Raw genomic sequence first — 16313 nt, 5'->3', positions numbered from 1 at the left:
ATTTCACTTTACAAGTTAACATCTTATTACTAATTAGCAGAAATTTTATAATTTCTAATTTCATCTTGAATCATTTGAGATTTGAATTTCATTTTTTTATCTGGTGACACAATCTTTATTTCACGATCTCCTATAACTCCAAACTTACCTTCGAAAATTATGAATTCAAAATTCGTATAATCAGTATCTAAAGTGTTAACGGTAACCGTTCCTAAGTCAAAGCTTATTCTATAACTAACAATACTATCTGCTGGGTTCACATCTATTATTTTTATCCAACCATAACTTTTTTCGGGCAAATCCGAATCAGATACTGGCTGAATCAGCAAACCATAGTATTTATCTTCTATTTTAGGTAAACTCGTAAATTCAATACAATCATTCTCAAGTTCAATTGCATTTATATTATATATATATAAAATAATTACACTGATTGATATCGCTGTTACTACTGATAAAAATCGCATAGTCTTCCCATAATTGGAGTATTTCTTTTCAGCACCAGGAACCGGATAGTCTATCGCATACTGTCTGGCACTTTGCTTCATTTCATATGTCCAATCCTCTTCAGGCAAGTCTATACCATTGGACGCAAAGTAAAAAACTACTAAAGGCTTCTTTTTAACATTCACAGATATCTTAGAAGATACAATTCGTTTATATAATTGCACTTTTATCAACTCTCTTACTTGGTTATATGGAGAGACAAACTTACTTTCAAAACTTTTATATAGTTCTATATTCTCTTTCCTTCCTAACATTAGGGTATTCTTCTTTTTTAACCTGATCAAAATGCATACTTTTAATCACATCATTATGCTAAGTCAATTTTAAAAAGAAATACTGTAAAAATGGTTCCATTTTATAATTTGAAACCTGTATATGTTAGGCTTGCTTTAACGAACAAAGAAAGAATAACCGGATAACCTCCTAAATCTTAATCCAACGTAGCGTGTGTGTTTTGATACTCAGAAGGTGTTGATCCAACAAGATTTTTAAAAACTCGATTAAATGAAGTTTTACTAGAAAACCCTGCCTCATACCCAATAGATAAAATTTTATACTGTTTATATTTAGGGTTTTTCATCAGTGACTTTGCTTCACTTACTCTATATAAATTAATAAAGCTATTGAAATTTCGAAGAAAGCATACATTTAACACCTCAGAAAAAAGATGAACACTCATAGACAAATCACTTGCAATATCAGATTGTTTAATTTCATGATTTAAATATGGTTTTTTAGTATCCATATAATCCAAAATTTGTTGCATATATAATTTTCTATCTTCTAAATTAAGTGAAGAATTCTGGTAGGAGGTAGTGTTGGTGTCTTTTTCTTTTTTCGTGTTTTTAGCAATCCTTTTTAGCTTCACCTGTAACGCTTCGTTCTCATTCGTCAAAAGTTCTTTATCTGCCTTTAGTCTCAGAGATTCGAAAATAAGTTTCTTTCTTCTTTTTTTATATATAATAAAAGAGCCTATCAACAGAATAACTAATAAAAATCCTAAAAACAAATACAGCTGCTTTTCTTTAGCAAGTAATTCTAATTCTTCTGTCTGTTCAGTTAATAGCTCAGTCTTTTCTTCTGATTCTAGTTCTAATTGTTTTTTCTGTGCTCTAGAAAGTGTATTGAGATATTCTTCATTAGCTTCTGTATAATACTTCTGCTCTTCCAAAGATTTTTCAAAATCTCCTTTCACTTCATATACTTTAGCAAGTAATTTATGGCTGTCCCTTCGTATTTTAAAAAAATTTCCTGCTATAGAAAGGTCTCTTGCTTCTACTAAATATGGAAAAGCTTCTAATGGCTCATTATCACGAACCAAAGCATCCCCAATTAGTATCAGAGCATTAGCCTGTTGCTTCTTAGAATCTTCTTCGGTTATAGCGGATAATACCTCTTTACAATAAAAAACTACCTTATCATATTCTTGGAGCGCCAAAAAGTTATCACTCAAATTTAAAAGAATACTTATAATTGAGCTCTTTCGATTTAATTTTACTGCCAGATCTTTTGCCCTTAGGCTATATTCTACTGATTGGCAATATTCTTTTTTACTAGAACTAGCGTTTCCTAAGGCATTATAGGCGGTCAATAAATATACATCAGACTGATCGATTGTTGAAGCAATAGCAATCACTCGATTCATTGTCTCAATCGTCTTATCGTACTCATTTATTTTGTTATATAAATTACCTAAATTCGCTAAAACTGTAAGTTCAGCTCTTTTATTTTGTGGAAGTTTACTTAGGTTATCCAAGACCATTAAGTATTTTTCGATCGCTTTATCTAACTGCTCTACATTGCTATAATATATTCCCAAATTAACTAATGCTTGATTCCTTAAATCATCTAATTCGTGGGTGTCAGCAATTTTTAAAATAGCCTCACAGTATTCCTTATAAGTTTCAAAATCTCCTTTTTGATGGGCTTTTACAGATAACTGTTGATATTTAGCAATACTATCTACAGATAAACTGAACTGAACTTCCTTAATAATAGCAATTGTATCCAATTCATTTTGAGCAAATAAAGAAAGTGGGGCTAAAAAAAATGTGAGATAAAAAAGGATGCGCATTTATTAAGAATCAAATGGTGATAAACTGAGGTTCTAAACAAATGTAGGGTGAATATATGTTTTTAGGAAATAATTTCAAGTAGTGCACTTCTTTCTGTCAATCCAACAACCTAAATTATATAGATTTGAACATATACCTAAAAAAACAACCCTCAGGCTAACTACTTCCTGAGGGTCTGAATTGAAACTAAATTATAATATTTAACACAAACTCAACTTATACATAATTATGATTGTTTCAATTTTGCTGTTTTTTTGGTTAGGTTTTTACGCCGCGAATATAAGCTCTAATCTTCAAATTTCATTACGAATTTTGAGTGGTAATACATATTTAACGATGTCATAATATCTCATTAAAATCTTTGAGATTAAACCACTAAAAATCAACCTTTACTATATATTAGTGTCTTTTCTCACTAATTTGTTACCATATTATTAGCTATTTTTAATCTTAAAGCGAATATTTTAATAAATATTTGACAAGAATTAATCAAAGTTCGTACCGAACTTAATATTTTATGGTTAAAATTTTGAGACAAAAAATATCTTTGGAATTAACCTCGAGAATCCATTGAACTTTTTATTATCTTTTTTTGTATTTTACAACGATAAAAAAAATCAAAGAGTGTTAAGCCAAATAAGAGCATAAAATAACCCTTGGAATAAAATACTCCAAGGGTCTAAATTGAAACAAATCTGTACTAATAATAAAATACACAAACTCAACTTATTATTATACTATGATTTATGGCTGCTTCAATTATGACATATTTTATGTTATACTATTATGTATTTCTTTTGCTGGCAATCAAAATACAGGGCTCTTGAGGTAACTACTTCTCAAGAGCCTTGTCTTGAAAAAACGTTTGTTTTATAAAAACAAACTCAACTTACTTTTATACTTCTTATAGTTTTACTCGATAGTTAAATCAAATGACTGTGCAATATCTGTGTCTCCACCAGCATCAGCTAAGGTTCCATCATTAGGCTTTGTAGGCTCATGACGTAGTGTTACAGTGAAACTTCCTGTACTAGCATCTGTTGTCGTTAGATCAAAAGTAATCCCAACTGGGTTAGTTCCAGTATTAGGAGGATAATCTGCTTCTGTATCCGTATACATTGTTGTTGCATTTAAAGTACCCGCTGCTTCAAAAAAGAATTGGTGCTCATCAGCTTCTTCTTCAATTTCTTCGTTTACATTTTCTGCTGGTGTTTCACTCTCATTAAGTAATTCTACCTCTCCAGCATATGTTGTATTCGCTGATAGCGATCCAGATACAGTAATCACAGGCGCATTAGGTCCATCAGGTCCATCCAAGTCGCGAGATACTAAAGTAACTACATCTGTTCCATTAGTTAGGGTAACAGTCATAGTAGTTATAACTTCTTCTTCATTTACTACTACAGGGTTATCATCATCGTCAGAACAAGAATACATTAATACACTTGCAATTGCTAACATTGATAAAAATTTACGTGTGTTCATCATTTTAAAATTTAATAGTTAAAAGTTAATCTTAATAAAAAGTTTCGTCCCACTTCATCTGCAAAATAGCGTTGACGGTTCAAATAATTTCTATATTTTTTATTTGTAATATTATTAACGGTCATCCCAATATTCAACTCATTTTGTTTAAAAAAAGGAACCGAAATATCTGCATTCATATGTAAAAGATGATAATCACCAGGTGGTGTATTAATATCTAAAAGAACGTCTTCTTGTTCTTGAGGTGAAAAAACAATGATATTATCAGGAAATTCATTTTGTCTAAAAGTATAATCGCTTTCAAGACTCATCACTAAACCCATCCACTCCTCTTTTTGAAAAACAATACTATTGCTAAAATTAGCTGCTGGAATATTGATAAGAGGTATTTCAGTCTCAGTATCTTTTCCTTTAACCAATGAGAATCTATGATTAGTTTGCCAATTGGCAAACCATTTCTTAGTAAGTTTAGCATCGACACCTAATAATCTCGCATTAGTTTGTCGATATTCCCAAACTGGGAATGCTCCTCTTATAGAAAGTTCAACATCCGTAGGCTCTAATAGTATGTAATCATTAATAAAGTTAGCATATGGCGCTATTTCCCAACTCAAATTATCATCATTTTTCTGAAAAGAAAATGAAACTTTATGGGATGTTTCTTGATCAATCCTTAGATCTCCAAGTTCGATTCTAGATGCTGAATGGTGTAACCCATCACTAAATAATTCTGAAGGGTTTGGCGCTCTCTGAGCTAATGCATAATTACCTCTTAATTCATAACTATCTCCGAAAACATAATTAAATCCTGTAGTCGCCGAAATACTATGATAATCAAACTTAGGATTTGTAAGCCATTGCGTACCTTCGTCCGCAATAATAAGATCGTTAAATTCTTGATCATACCCTCGTTCTTCCCATCTAGTTTTTATATAAAACTTCTTTGCATCAATTTGGTTATAATCATATCGAACACCCGCATCAATTGTTACATTATCATTGATATCATATTTACCAGAAATAAATAATCCCGCATCATATTTATCATAATCTGGAATCAATCTTCTTGCTCTTGTACTAGGGTCAGCAAAATTATCCTGATAGCGCATTACTATTCCAAAATCTAAATTATAATCAAATTTAGCATCTAGAACAAAATCCGAAGTCAGTGTATGTGTTGTAAGTTCCAAATCTAAACTTGGAATTTTTCTTAACTCTTCTGTTTGTCTAATATCAAATTCAAAACGTTGGTTATGTTGGAAATCGTATTGAGTAGTCCATTTACCTAATTTCTCGAATCTCTTAAAGTAACGTAATCTACCTAGATGATGTGTAACATCTTGTTTTGGATTATCGATAGTATATGTGAAATTTTCTATAACAGATGGTTCTCCACTATTAATAGATTCAATAAGGTCATCTGCATTTCCAATATGGGATGCAGCTAGAACTCCTATTTCATTTTGGTAGTATGAATAATAAACGTCCCAACCTTGTGTAAATTTATTATTTCCAAAGGACAAAGATCCGCCTCTTTCAAAAATACCAGTATTAGACAGGATATAATCAGGTGCTTCTACATCACCAAATCTTTTTAGGGTTCCTTGGGCTTTCCAAAACCAACCAGATTCATATCCTTTTATTATTTCGGAAGAAATCGTTCCACCTCGGCCATTAGAAGCTCCTGTAACGACAGTTTTTCCAAACAATGTATCTTTTGCCGGAACCTTGTTAGGTTCCATAACAATGACTCCTCCAATAGCATCTCCACCATAACGTAGTGCTGCTGCTCCTTTAACAACAGTTACACTACCAGCAGTATTAATATCTACATTAGGTGCATGTTCATCTCCCCACTCCATATCCTGCATACGTACACCGTTGTTCATAATTAATACTCTACTTCCACTTAAACCTTGAATAATTGGTTTTACAATTGTAGAGCCCGTATTGAGAGAAGAAACACCAGTAATCTCTCTAAGTGCATCTCCCAAAGCTGCACTACTATATCTTTCAATAACATTTTTATTAATAGTCTCTTCTTGCGAAGAGGATGTTTTAGTTCTATTATTGCCAGAAACCTTCACTTCTAACAATTCGTTTAAATGGTGTTCTAAATAAAAGTCTTTATTCGAAATTTCGTTTATATCAATAGTAACGACCTGAGAATTACAATCCTCATGCGATATCGTAAAAGCGTAAGATGTGGCACAAAGCCCTGAAATTTTATACATCCCGTTACTATCAGTTTTAATTATTGTATTATTAAAAGTAATTGTTGCTCCTTCTAGAGAAACTCCGTCGTGAAAATCAATTACACGGCCAGAAAGCGTTTTATTGCAATCCTGAGCGAATATGTGATTAACTACTAGAAGAAACACAATACATAATATGTTTCGTTTCATTTTAAAAATAAAAAAGGGTCGCTATTGCAAGTTGGGCAATAGTAAATAGGTATCAACACCTGATTGGTTAGTATTTAAACTAAAGGTGGTGCTTTATTTAGAAAAGAATAATTAGTTTCTCTATCAAAATAGATATCAAAACTATTGATCTGAATACGATCAACTGGAATAGAAACTACATTTGGTGTTTCTAATACACCTATAGGTATAAAATTATCATCCAGATTTTCTGGAGCTAATTGACACATCTCGCAATCTACTTCATTATCATCATGACCTACAATGTGTAAGTCTGATAACTGTATAAAACTGAATAATATCAGTAAAACAGTAGCAATGATATGTCTGTTATTAGACTTCATAATCGCAAATAAACAAAAAAAAATCAAAATCCTTCCAAATTCAATAATTAAAGTGTGTTAAAGTATTCCAAATTCTATAGATTTTTTGGTGATCGTTGATAAATCTTCAGGCATCTTCTCTTGACTCCAAGGATGTTTTGCTCCGAAAACATGATCCGCTCCAGAAACTAAATACAGTTCGCTATTAGGATTCCAACTATTCAAATCTTCTGCTTCTTTCATACTTACCGTTGGATCTTCTGTACCATGAATAATCAAGTAAGGGACTTTTACATTCTTAGCAGCTTTAGCAATAGTGAGTCTTTCTTTATTTTCGACAAAAGTGGTATAAAATTGAAAATCATGAGGCATTTTCTGTTTTGTTCTTCCATTTTCTACATAAAACACACCTTCATCCTTCCAAGATTGAAATGTAGCACCTTTAGGAAATCTACTTTCATAATCCGACACACCTGCCCAGGTAATAAGCTTAGAGATTCTTGAATCTTCAGATGCTTTAATCGTTGTGATTCCGCCTGCGCGAGAATGCCCTATAAGAACAATATTATTCGGATTTACATATTGTTGATATTCAAAACTCACAGAAGTAACCTGATCTAAAACACATTTTAAATCATCTAATTCTATCAAGTAGTTATTGGTTCCAAATGCATCTAAATCCGGAAAGTCCATTGGTTGTTCTATTGTACCGCCATTATGAGAAAAATTAAACTTAATAAAGAAAAAACCAGCTTGTGCAAAAGTATTGGCTACCAAATCCCAAGGACCCCAATCCTTAAAGCCTTTATATCCGTGACAAAAAATAACGATAGGTTGTTTGTCTTTTTTATTGTTATAAAAAACATCCGTTAAAATAGGTTTATTATGTTCCCCCTTAAGTATTATATTCCTTTTTGCCGTAATCATAACTAAACTTCTTTTTCTGTAAATGGAATTTCTAAGGTAGAAATTTCTATAATCAACTTTTTAAGTTGTAATAAATATTCGTCAAATATATCTGAGGTAACCTCATAATCAACTTTTCCTCTTACAGATGTTTTAGTCCCAAATTTCAAAAATCCTTCTTTAAGATTTTTAAAAGAAATAATTCCTGCTTGAAAAGATGACGACAGTGGCTGTTCATTATGCTGCATATATGCATATGCCAGTATTTGTATCACTTTACTATACTTATAATCATCAGTTATCACTTCCCAATCCATTAAAACGACATCACTTTTATTGACCTTACCTGTCTTGTAATCAATAATCCTTAACTCACCGTCTAGTTCATCAATGCGATCTACTTTTCCTTTTATAAAAACTGGAAAATCAAGTTCAGGTATATTCAATTCAGTTTTTAAATTACTTTCTATCGCTATAATTTTTAACTCCGATCCTGATATCAGAAGTTTTTCTTCTGATTTTAGAAAATTATAAATATACCTTTTTGCCACTTCAAAAATAAGTAAGTTTTTACCTTGGGTAATGTCTAATTTAGAATACTCTTTATGAAAATGATACTTGATTACTTCATCAATCTTAGTAATCATTCTCTGAACATCTGTAATAGATACATACTTATTTTCTAAAGGTTTATATAAATCCTCCAGTGTATTATGAATGACTGTTCCCAGTGTATTAGCAGCTATCGTTTCTTCTACTTGATCACTTTCTTTGATCCCTAATATATATTTATAATAAAAATCAATTGGGTTTCTAATATAAGCTGTTAATGCTGAAGGGGATAATCCGTTCAAAGCTAATTCCTTAATTCTACCAATAATGGATATCTCTTTCGAAATAATGATGGGTTCGTGACTTAATTTTGGTATTTCTGAAGAAGCTATATATTTAGACAATTGATGTTTATCAACTTTATCTATTTCGAGCTGATATAAGAATCTACTTTTTTCTCCACCACCAACACCATCATCTTCTGTGTTATAAATAAGATATATCGTCTTAGCTCTCTGAATTAAACGATAAAAGTGATACGTATATATTGCATCCTTTTCTTTATATGTCGGAAGGCTATATGCTCTCTTAAGATCATAAGGTATAAAGGAGTTCATACTTTTTCCTGCAGGAAGAATACCCTCGTTAACGGAAGTAAGTATAACTGTGTCAAAATCCAAACAACGTGATTCTAACATTCCCATCAACTGCAAACCCTTAAAAGGTTCTCCTCTAAAATCTAACGTTTCTGCATTAATTATATCTCTATATAAATAGTATAAAGAAGCTATTGTTGTAACATATTGATAACTGTTACACAAAACTAACAATCTATTAAAAACAACATGAAAATGATATATATACTCTAATTCTAATGGAGATTTTTCTTTGTCTAAACCGTTTTTTAATAATTGAATAATTTTTCTACATTGTTCAATTGCATTTAATGCATTCTTCCAAGGAGCAAATAAAAGCTTAATTATTTCATTTTTCTTGTCATCAGTTTCATTTTGCAATTTTTCTACGGTAACATAAACCAGATTTTCTTTTGAAATCTTGCTAATTAATTCATTAGCAAAAGAGCCCAATAACCATTGTGCTGGTTGACTATTTAAAATCTCTACCACAGATTTATAATACAACCCTTTGTGGTGAGTTGCTTTATGAAGCGAAAACAACAATTCAAAAAATGAAGATACAGGCACTTCCTTAAGTGGTAATCCCATTGTGATATTTAAAGACTCAATCGTGTCTGGCAATGAATTAAGAACAGGTAATAACAAAGATTCATCTGCCAATACCAATGCCGTTCGTTCTAAATCCTTTGATGGAATAGATCTTAGTATTTGTCCAGCTAATTTAGCTTGGCCAATATTTTTAGGAACACCAATTTGCTTAATATCTTTTGAAGAAGAAAAATTATCCTTTATCCATTTAAATGAGTTGTCCTTGTAATACTCCCAATTATCTTTATAATCTCGTATAAATAATGAAGCTTCGTGATACTTATTCTCTAAAAAGAATGTATCAGCATCCCAATATACCTCCGCAATCTTAGCTTCTAATAATGATTGAAAAATTATTTGCTCAGCATTGTTTAATGCATTAAATCCAACTAAAATATGCTTCTTAGTATTCTTCTCAATATAATCAGTTACATTTTCTGAAGCTTTACGATATAATAAACCTTGATATCCTACTTTCTTATCAAGTAGTTTGGTTTTAAAATTATTATAATATTCAGACAGATTATTCCAAAAGCTAATGTACTTCTGTATCAATTCTGTCTTTTCCTTCTGAAGATACCAATGATTCAGGTCCTGAATTCCCGCTAGATAAGAAAAAAAGCTATCGTTATCAATACAATATCTATCAATTTCGTTAAAATCTTGTACCAGCGTCTGAGCCCAGCTACTGAAAACTTCTAAACTTTCTTTTTCTAAATGTGCGTGTGTATTTAGATATGTTTCGTAAAAATCAAATAATGTTTGTATTGTATCGATCTGACGTAATCCAGATAATTCGGTAATAAACTCTTCTATGCTATATATTACAGGAGCAAAAAAGGTTTTATCACTGTATAACTTAAGCAATTCCCTTTTGAGAAAGAGTCCTGCTCTTTTACTAGGAAGAACAAAAATAAGCTCACTTACATCGTGATTCTTTGCTTGTATTTCTGATATGACTTCTTTTAAAAAACTATCCACATATTAAAAATAAAAAACGTCCCGAATAATCGGGACGTTTTATCTATGTATATTTATTTAGTGAAAAATAATTACTTCACTAAGTTGATCTCTACACGTCTGTTTTGTGCTCTACCAGCTCTTGTTTTGTTAGAAGCGATTGGTCTATCTTCTCCATATCCAACAGCAGATAATCTAAACTGATCGATTCCATTTTCAGTTAAGAAATTCTTAACAGCGTTAGCTCTAGAATCAGATAATCTTTGGTTAGATTTAGCAGCACCTTGACTATCAGTATGTCCTTCTACAGTAAATTTAGCAGTAGGATATTCTTTAAGAATCTTAATGATATCGTTTAATACTTTAGTAGACTGATCTTTGATAGTTGACTTACCTGAGTCAAATAATACTTGAGCAGCATACTCGTTTAATGTTTTCTGAATTTCTTCAGTTACTTCAGGACAACCATTGTTAGCAACAGTACCAGCAACATCAGGACAGTTATCGTCTTTGTCTAATACTCCGTCACCATCTTTATCTTGGTAAGGACATCCGTTATTAGCAGCAGGACCAGCTTCGTTAGGACAACCGTCTTTAGCGTCAGTGATTCCATCACCATCAGCATCAGGACATCCGTTTAAGTTAGCTAAACCAGCAACTGTAGGACACTCATCTTTAGGATCAGCAATTCCGTCACCGTCAGTATCAGCACATCCGTTAAATTCAGCTGTACCAGCAACATCTGGACAGTCATCTTTAGCATCAGTGATTCCATCACCATCAGTATCAGGACATCCATTAAATTCAGCTAAACCAGGAACGTCAATACACTCGTCGTCTTTATCAAATACACCATCACCATCAGTATCTTTACCTCCGAAAGCGAAAGTAAGTCCAGCAGAATGTTGGAAGTGAGTTGGAGGGTAGTTACTAACCTCGTAATCTTCGAATACGTGCTTGTAAGTACTCTGTAAGTTAAAAGCTAAGTTTTCAGTTAACCAAAAATTAACACCTAAAGAACCGTTTAGAGTTCCTGCACCAATTTCATCAAGCCAAGTGTAACCTCCACCTACTCCTAGGTAAGGATCAAACCATTTAGTTTTTAAAACATTTTTAAAACTATAACTTATTCTTGCATCTGCTGCGTAATAAGATAAGTCATTAGCGCTAACTTGAGTTCCATCAGCGGTTTCTCCTAATTTATCAATTTTGTTAACTGTACCAGCAACAGTAAAAGTAAATCCGTCTCCTATATATCTACCAACTGATAGTTTAGATACAGATGGAAGAATGTTCCAGTGGTCCGTAGCGTTAAAAAACTCGTCAAAGATTTCTCCTTGTATAGGTAAATCTCCTCCGGTAGGAAAAATATCAACAGCATTAACGCCAATCGATACTGCCCAAGGGTTGTTTTCATCCTGTGCATTCGCAGTACTAAACCCAAGTACTAATAACGAAGCCACTAAAAATCTGCTAAGATGTTTCATATTCAATAATTTAATTTTTAAGTGTTAATTAGAGCAAATGTAATATGTTAAAAATTACTGTCAAAGACAAAACTAATAAATTTTTCTTAATAGGCCAGTGTATATCGACCTTTGCGAAGTTTTTGAAGCCTTATTTTAAGTCCCTAAGCCCTTTACAAATGTGAAAAAAATGACGTATTAAGCCGAAATTTATGATTCTAATTTTTATAATTACGGTACAATTATAAGATAAAAATATTTTTTATCCGTAAATTTCTACTAGTAATTACGAAAATAATTGTTATTTATATATATTTTAAAGTGATTTCGGTGTTAAAATATACTAGTATCTTTTTACTTAGTTTGTATCCTAACTTTTGAAGAAGCATGCTGTACTCCTCAAGTTGTTTAGCATGAGACGAACTATATTCTCCTGTCTTATAGTCAATTACAGAAGCAAACCCGTTAGAGTCAATTGTAACTCTATCAGGTCGATAGATCTGACCATTTGAAATGATATCCCTTTCGTTTAGTACGATATTACTATCCGAAAAATATTTAAAGAGTTCTGGGTGATCTAACACCATTTTTAACTCCTTATGAAGCGATTCTTTATCTAAATGACTTATTAAGCCGGTTTCTAATGCATTTTCCACCACGCTATCTAAATCTTTATAGGTATAAATAGAAGCCATTAATTCATGAATTACATTTCCTTTTTCTATAGCAGATTCCTGCAACGTACCCCACAGTTTTCCTGAATTAGTTACGACATATACTTTGTATTTCTTTTGAGAATTCCCTAGCCTACGAAGTACTATGTTTTTTGTTTTTGAATCATTAACTATACCTTCTGTATCTGGTTTTTTAGGATTCCCAAATTCATACAACAGTTGTTCATTATTCCATCTACCAATATGTTTTAAATAATTAATAAGTTTCCCTGAAAATTTATTGAAATTTGTTTCTCCTTTACTGTTAATTTCCGCTTTAGAAATAACATATAGCTGCTCTTCTGCTCTCGTTAAAGCAACGTATAATAAATTAAAAGTATCTAACTCTAATTGAGATTGATGCTCCCGCACAATCTGTTCTGCCTTTGTACTATATTCTGACAACTGTTTGCTATAGTTTATAAAAACCTCTTCAAACCCATTAAAATCATTTTTAGAAACCGGAAACCATGTTTTTGGTTCTATTTCCCTATAAATATCAATATTCGCATATGGATAAATCACACAAGGAAATTCTAATCCTTTAGATTTATGTATGGTCATTATTTGAATTGCTTCTTCTCCTTCGGGAGCTATGATACTTAATTTCTCCTTTTTATGCTCCCAGTAAGATAAGAACCCTACAACACCTTCTGCGTTTTTTTGAGTGTACGCAAAAATTACATCCAAAAGAAACTGCACATATGCTGGTGATGCTTCCGTGAGTTTAAAACTACTTACTATGTATTCTACGGCTTCATAAAAAGGCTTTATATCTAATTGATGAAAACTAAAATCTATTCCTAATAATTTAAGTTGATCGCAAAACTCTCTTTTATTTGTAAAAACTAATTTGCTTAAAAAACGATGCTGTTCTGAAATAGAAAACTCCTCTGTAATAAAATTTAAAATTCTTGTTTTAGACAACAGTTCATCTGGATACACAAACCAAGTAAGCATATCGATAACAAAACATACTTTAGGATCATTTTTAAGCAATAGCGTTTCTGATGAAATAATCGAAAGCCCTTTTTCTGTTAAAAAATCAGCAATCAAAGCTCCTTCCTTTTGTTTTCTGGTTAGGATGCATATTTCATTTAACAAATATCCTTTTCCCCTAAGTTCTAAAACCGAATCATAGACTTTCTCTGGATAAAGTTCATTTTCTTCTGTTACGTTTTTAGCCTCTATAAAAGAAAGTTTTACATATCCTTCTTTCTTATCATTATATTCCTGATTATTTCCTAGTAGATATAATTTCTTATGTAAATCATTACTGAAATCATTTGATAAAAAAGTAAATAAATCATTATTAAACCTAATAATCTCTTGATGACTGCGATAATTTCTGGGTAAATTCAGAACCTGTTTTTCTTCAATAGAAAATGGATTTTGATCCAAGGACAAATCAATAAACTGTTCTGCTTTTCCTCCTCTCCATCGATATATGGCTTGTTTAGCATCTCCTACTATCGTCAATTGCCCTCTTTTACCACTTAATGTTTCAGAAGATATTGCATTATCAATTAAAGGGATCATATTATTCCATTGGAGCTCCGAGGTATCCTGAAACTCATCTATAAAATAGTCCCTATAACGTTCACCTAGTCTCTCATATATAAAAGGCGCAGGTTGGTCTTGAATTGCTTCACTGATTATTTTATTAAACTCCGATATCAGTAAAATACTTCTTTCTTTTTTAATATTTTGAAGTTCTTTATTAATAATATTTAATACAGAAAGCGGAATTAAATTTTTAATAATATTTTCATAAAGCTTTATGGTAAGAATTTTTTGCTTCGTATCTAAAAAAACTTGTTCGATCAAAGAACGTATTGCATCTATCGATTCTTTCTTAACTACATCCAACTTAGCGCCATAAAATGAAGCCGCTTGAATACTCTGTTTCCAAGAAGCCTTGAAATCAACATTAGTATCCCCTTGTTCTAATTTTTTAAAATGGGCCGGAATTGATCCACGAGTAAAATCTTTATGTTCTATTCCGTTTTCTCTTATTTGATCCAGAACTTCTTTAGAACTTGAAATAATACTCTTTTTATCCTTTGAAATTCTTGAAATCAGAGTCGTTTTTAAGCCTTTAAAATCTTCTGCTGTTTTATCAGAAAGATTATCCAAGTGCATACGATCATTTTCACTAAATAATAGACGTGCTATCTTATTTAACTCAACTGTAATATCCCAATTCTTATCATCTTCTAATTTACTTAATGCAAAATCTATAATCGTTTTTGTAAGCTCTTTATCCTCTCCTACTTTAGCTATAATAGCATCGACTGACTCTTCAATTAGTGATTCAGTATCCATTTCTATTTCAAAATTCATAGGGATACCCAAATCGCGGGCAAATGTTCTTATTACTCGATGCGTAAATGTATCTATTGTTACGATATCAAAAGCTGCATAATTATGCAATATGCTTTTAAGAATCCTATCGGCTTTTTTCTTTATTATTTGTTCCTCTAAACCAGTTTCCTTAATAATATCATCCAATAAAGATTGATACTTTGATGATAGTTCTACATTACTTAACCCAACTAGGTTTTCCAAAACTCTAGTTTTCATCTCACTAACAGCTTTATTTGTAAAAGTAATCGCCAAAATATTTTTATAAGCATCTTGATACTCACCAGTAAATAGTGCTATCAAATATGACTTTACTAATGTATAGGTTTTTCCAGCGCCTGCTGCTGCGTTATAAATTGTAAAGGGATATGGAGATTTCAAGTCTGTTTTTTTACTAAAGTATCAAAAAAGCGTAGTTTTCAAAGTCGAATTACTATTAAAAATAAATTTAACTCTATTAGATCATAAGAAGGTGTTTGAAAAAAAATCAATTTAATTAATTTATAACAGATATTAATTTTTATTCATCGCTCTTATTCCTAAATTTGGTTTCATTTTTTTCTTATTAACTAAAAAATAGATTATGTCATTCGAATTACCAAAATTAAACTATGCCTTTGATGCACTAGAACCTAATATAGACGCTCGTACCATGGAAATTCATCATGATAAGCATCATGCTGGATACACTAGTAAATTAAATGCGGCTATTTCTGGTACAGATTTAGACGGTAAGACTATAGAAAATATTCTGATAAACCTAGATATGTCTAATGGAGCTGTTAGAAATAATGGTGGTGGTTTTTATAATCACAGCTTATTTTGGGAAATCATGTCTCCAAATGGAGGAGGCGCTCCTTCTGGTGAGTTAGCTGATGCAATAAATAATACTTTTGGTTCTTTTGAAGCTTTTAAAGATGCTTTTTCTAAAGCAGCAGCAACACAATTTGGTTCTGGATGGGCTTGGCTTTGTGTTCTAGAAGGCGGTAAAGTAGAAGTTTGTTCAACTCCTAACCAAGACAATCCTTTAATGCCAAGTACTGGTTGTGGAGGTACTCCAATTTTAGGGTTAGATGTTTGGGAACACGCTTATTATTTAAACTACCAAAATCGTAGACCTGATTATATTAATGCTTTTTTTAATGTAATTAATTGGGATGAAGTTTCTACCAGATACGCTAAGGGCAAATAATAGTTCAGTCATATAAAAAAGAAAAAGAGTCATATATACAATACGACTCTTTTTTTATATAAATATTTTACGAAATATTATAAAATAAAAAAAGGTGGAAAGTCCACCTTTTTTTGCCCCA

At 31.6% G+C, this 16313-nt stretch carries 10 protein-coding genes; 1 reads left to right on the top strand and 9 read right to left on the bottom strand.

The annotated features are described in order from the left end of the window. Nucleotides 1-29: 29 nt before the first annotated feature. From J8L88_RS01765 to J8L88_RS01725, 9 genes are all read right to left on the bottom strand, one after another. Nucleotides 30-761: a hypothetical protein gene (locus J8L88_RS01765; protein ID WP_027394600.1), complete on the bottom strand. Its 732-nt coding sequence runs from the start codon at nt 759-761 to the stop codon at nt 30-32. Nucleotides 762-937: 176 nt separating this feature from the next. Then, entirely contained in the window at nt 938-2581 is a 1644-nt protein-coding gene (locus tag J8L88_RS01760) for a helix-turn-helix domain-containing protein (RefSeq protein ID WP_211059790.1), read from the bottom strand. Between the two features lie 913 nt (nt 2582-3494). After that, nucleotides 3495-4067 (bottom strand): type 1 periplasmic binding fold superfamily protein, encoded by a 573-nt coding sequence (locus J8L88_RS01755; RefSeq protein ID WP_108804690.1) that lies wholly within the window; start codon nt 4065-4067, stop codon nt 3495-3497. A gap of 11 nt (nt 4068-4078) precedes the next feature. After that, complete coding sequence (locus J8L88_RS01750) at nt 4079-6472, bottom strand: TonB-dependent receptor domain-containing protein (protein ID WP_211059789.1); 2394 nt, start codon at nt 6470-6472, stop codon at nt 4079-4081. Between the two features lie 74 nt (nt 6473-6546). Continuing rightward, nucleotides 6547-6834: a hypothetical protein gene (locus tag J8L88_RS01745; protein WP_120650229.1), complete on the bottom strand. Its 288-nt coding sequence runs from the start codon at nt 6832-6834 to the stop codon at nt 6547-6549. A 57-nt stretch (nt 6835-6891) separates the two neighbouring features. Continuing rightward, nucleotides 6892-7740 carry a S9 family peptidase gene (locus tag J8L88_RS01740; protein ID WP_247666393.1) on the bottom strand — a complete coding sequence of 283 codons (849 nt, stop codon included), beginning with the start codon at nt 7738-7740 and terminating at the stop codon, nt 6892-6894. A 2-nt stretch (nt 7741-7742) separates the two neighbouring features. Further along, nucleotides 7743-10478 (bottom strand): PD-(D/E)XK nuclease family protein, encoded by a 2736-nt coding sequence (locus J8L88_RS23725; protein WP_211059788.1) that lies wholly within the window; start codon nt 10476-10478, stop codon nt 7743-7745. A 71-nt stretch (nt 10479-10549) separates the two neighbouring features. After that, entirely contained in the window at nt 10550-11944 is a 1395-nt protein-coding gene (locus J8L88_RS01730) for an OmpA family protein (protein ID WP_211059787.1), read from the bottom strand. A gap of 284 nt (nt 11945-12228) precedes the next feature. Continuing rightward, nucleotides 12229-15381, bottom strand: a complete 3153-nt coding sequence (locus J8L88_RS01725; protein WP_211059786.1) for an exodeoxyribonuclease V subunit beta — start codon at nt 15379-15381, stop codon at nt 12229-12231. A 202-nt stretch (nt 15382-15583) separates the two neighbouring features. Between J8L88_RS01725 and J8L88_RS01720 the strand changes: the two genes are divergently transcribed. After that, nucleotides 15584-16192, top strand: a complete 609-nt coding sequence (locus tag J8L88_RS01720; protein ID WP_211059785.1) for a superoxide dismutase — start codon at nt 15584-15586, stop codon at nt 16190-16192. Nucleotides 16193-16313 lie beyond the last annotated feature (121 nt).

This window comes from Aquimarina sp. MMG015 (assembly GCF_018100855.1).
Lineage (GTDB): Bacteria > Bacteroidota > Bacteroidia > Flavobacteriales > Flavobacteriaceae > Aquimarina > Aquimarina latercula.
Note: the sequence above shows the minus strand (reverse complement) of the source record. Positions and strands in the feature narration are given on the sequence as shown.

Excerpts from the sequence above, each read along its gene's own strand:
- J8L88_RS01765 (WP_027394600.1), bottom strand. The coding sequence starts at position 761 with ATGTTAGGAAGGAAAGAGAATATAGAACTATATAAAAGTTTTGAAAGT.
- J8L88_RS01760 (WP_211059790.1), bottom strand. The coding sequence starts at position 2,581 with ATGCGCATCCTTTTTTATCTCACATTTTTTTTAGCCCCACTTTCTTTA.
- J8L88_RS01755 (WP_108804690.1), bottom strand. The coding sequence starts at position 4,067 with ATGAACACACGTAAATTTTTATCAATGTTAGCAATTGCAAGTGTATTA.
- J8L88_RS01750 (WP_211059789.1), bottom strand. The coding sequence starts at position 6,472 with ATGAAACGAAACATATTATGTATTGTGTTTCTTCTAGTAGTTAATCAC.
- J8L88_RS01745 (WP_120650229.1), bottom strand. The coding sequence starts at position 6,834 with ATGAAGTCTAATAACAGACATATCATTGCTACTGTTTTACTGATATTA.
- J8L88_RS01740 (WP_247666393.1), bottom strand. The coding sequence starts at position 7,740 with ATGATTACGGCAAAAAGGAATATAATACTTAAGGGGGAACATAATAAA.
- J8L88_RS01730 (WP_211059787.1), bottom strand. The coding sequence starts at position 11,944 with ATGAAACATCTTAGCAGATTTTTAGTGGCTTCGTTATTAGTACTTGGG.
- J8L88_RS01720 (WP_211059785.1), top strand. The coding sequence starts at position 15,584 with ATGTCATTCGAATTACCAAAATTAAACTATGCCTTTGATGCACTAGAA.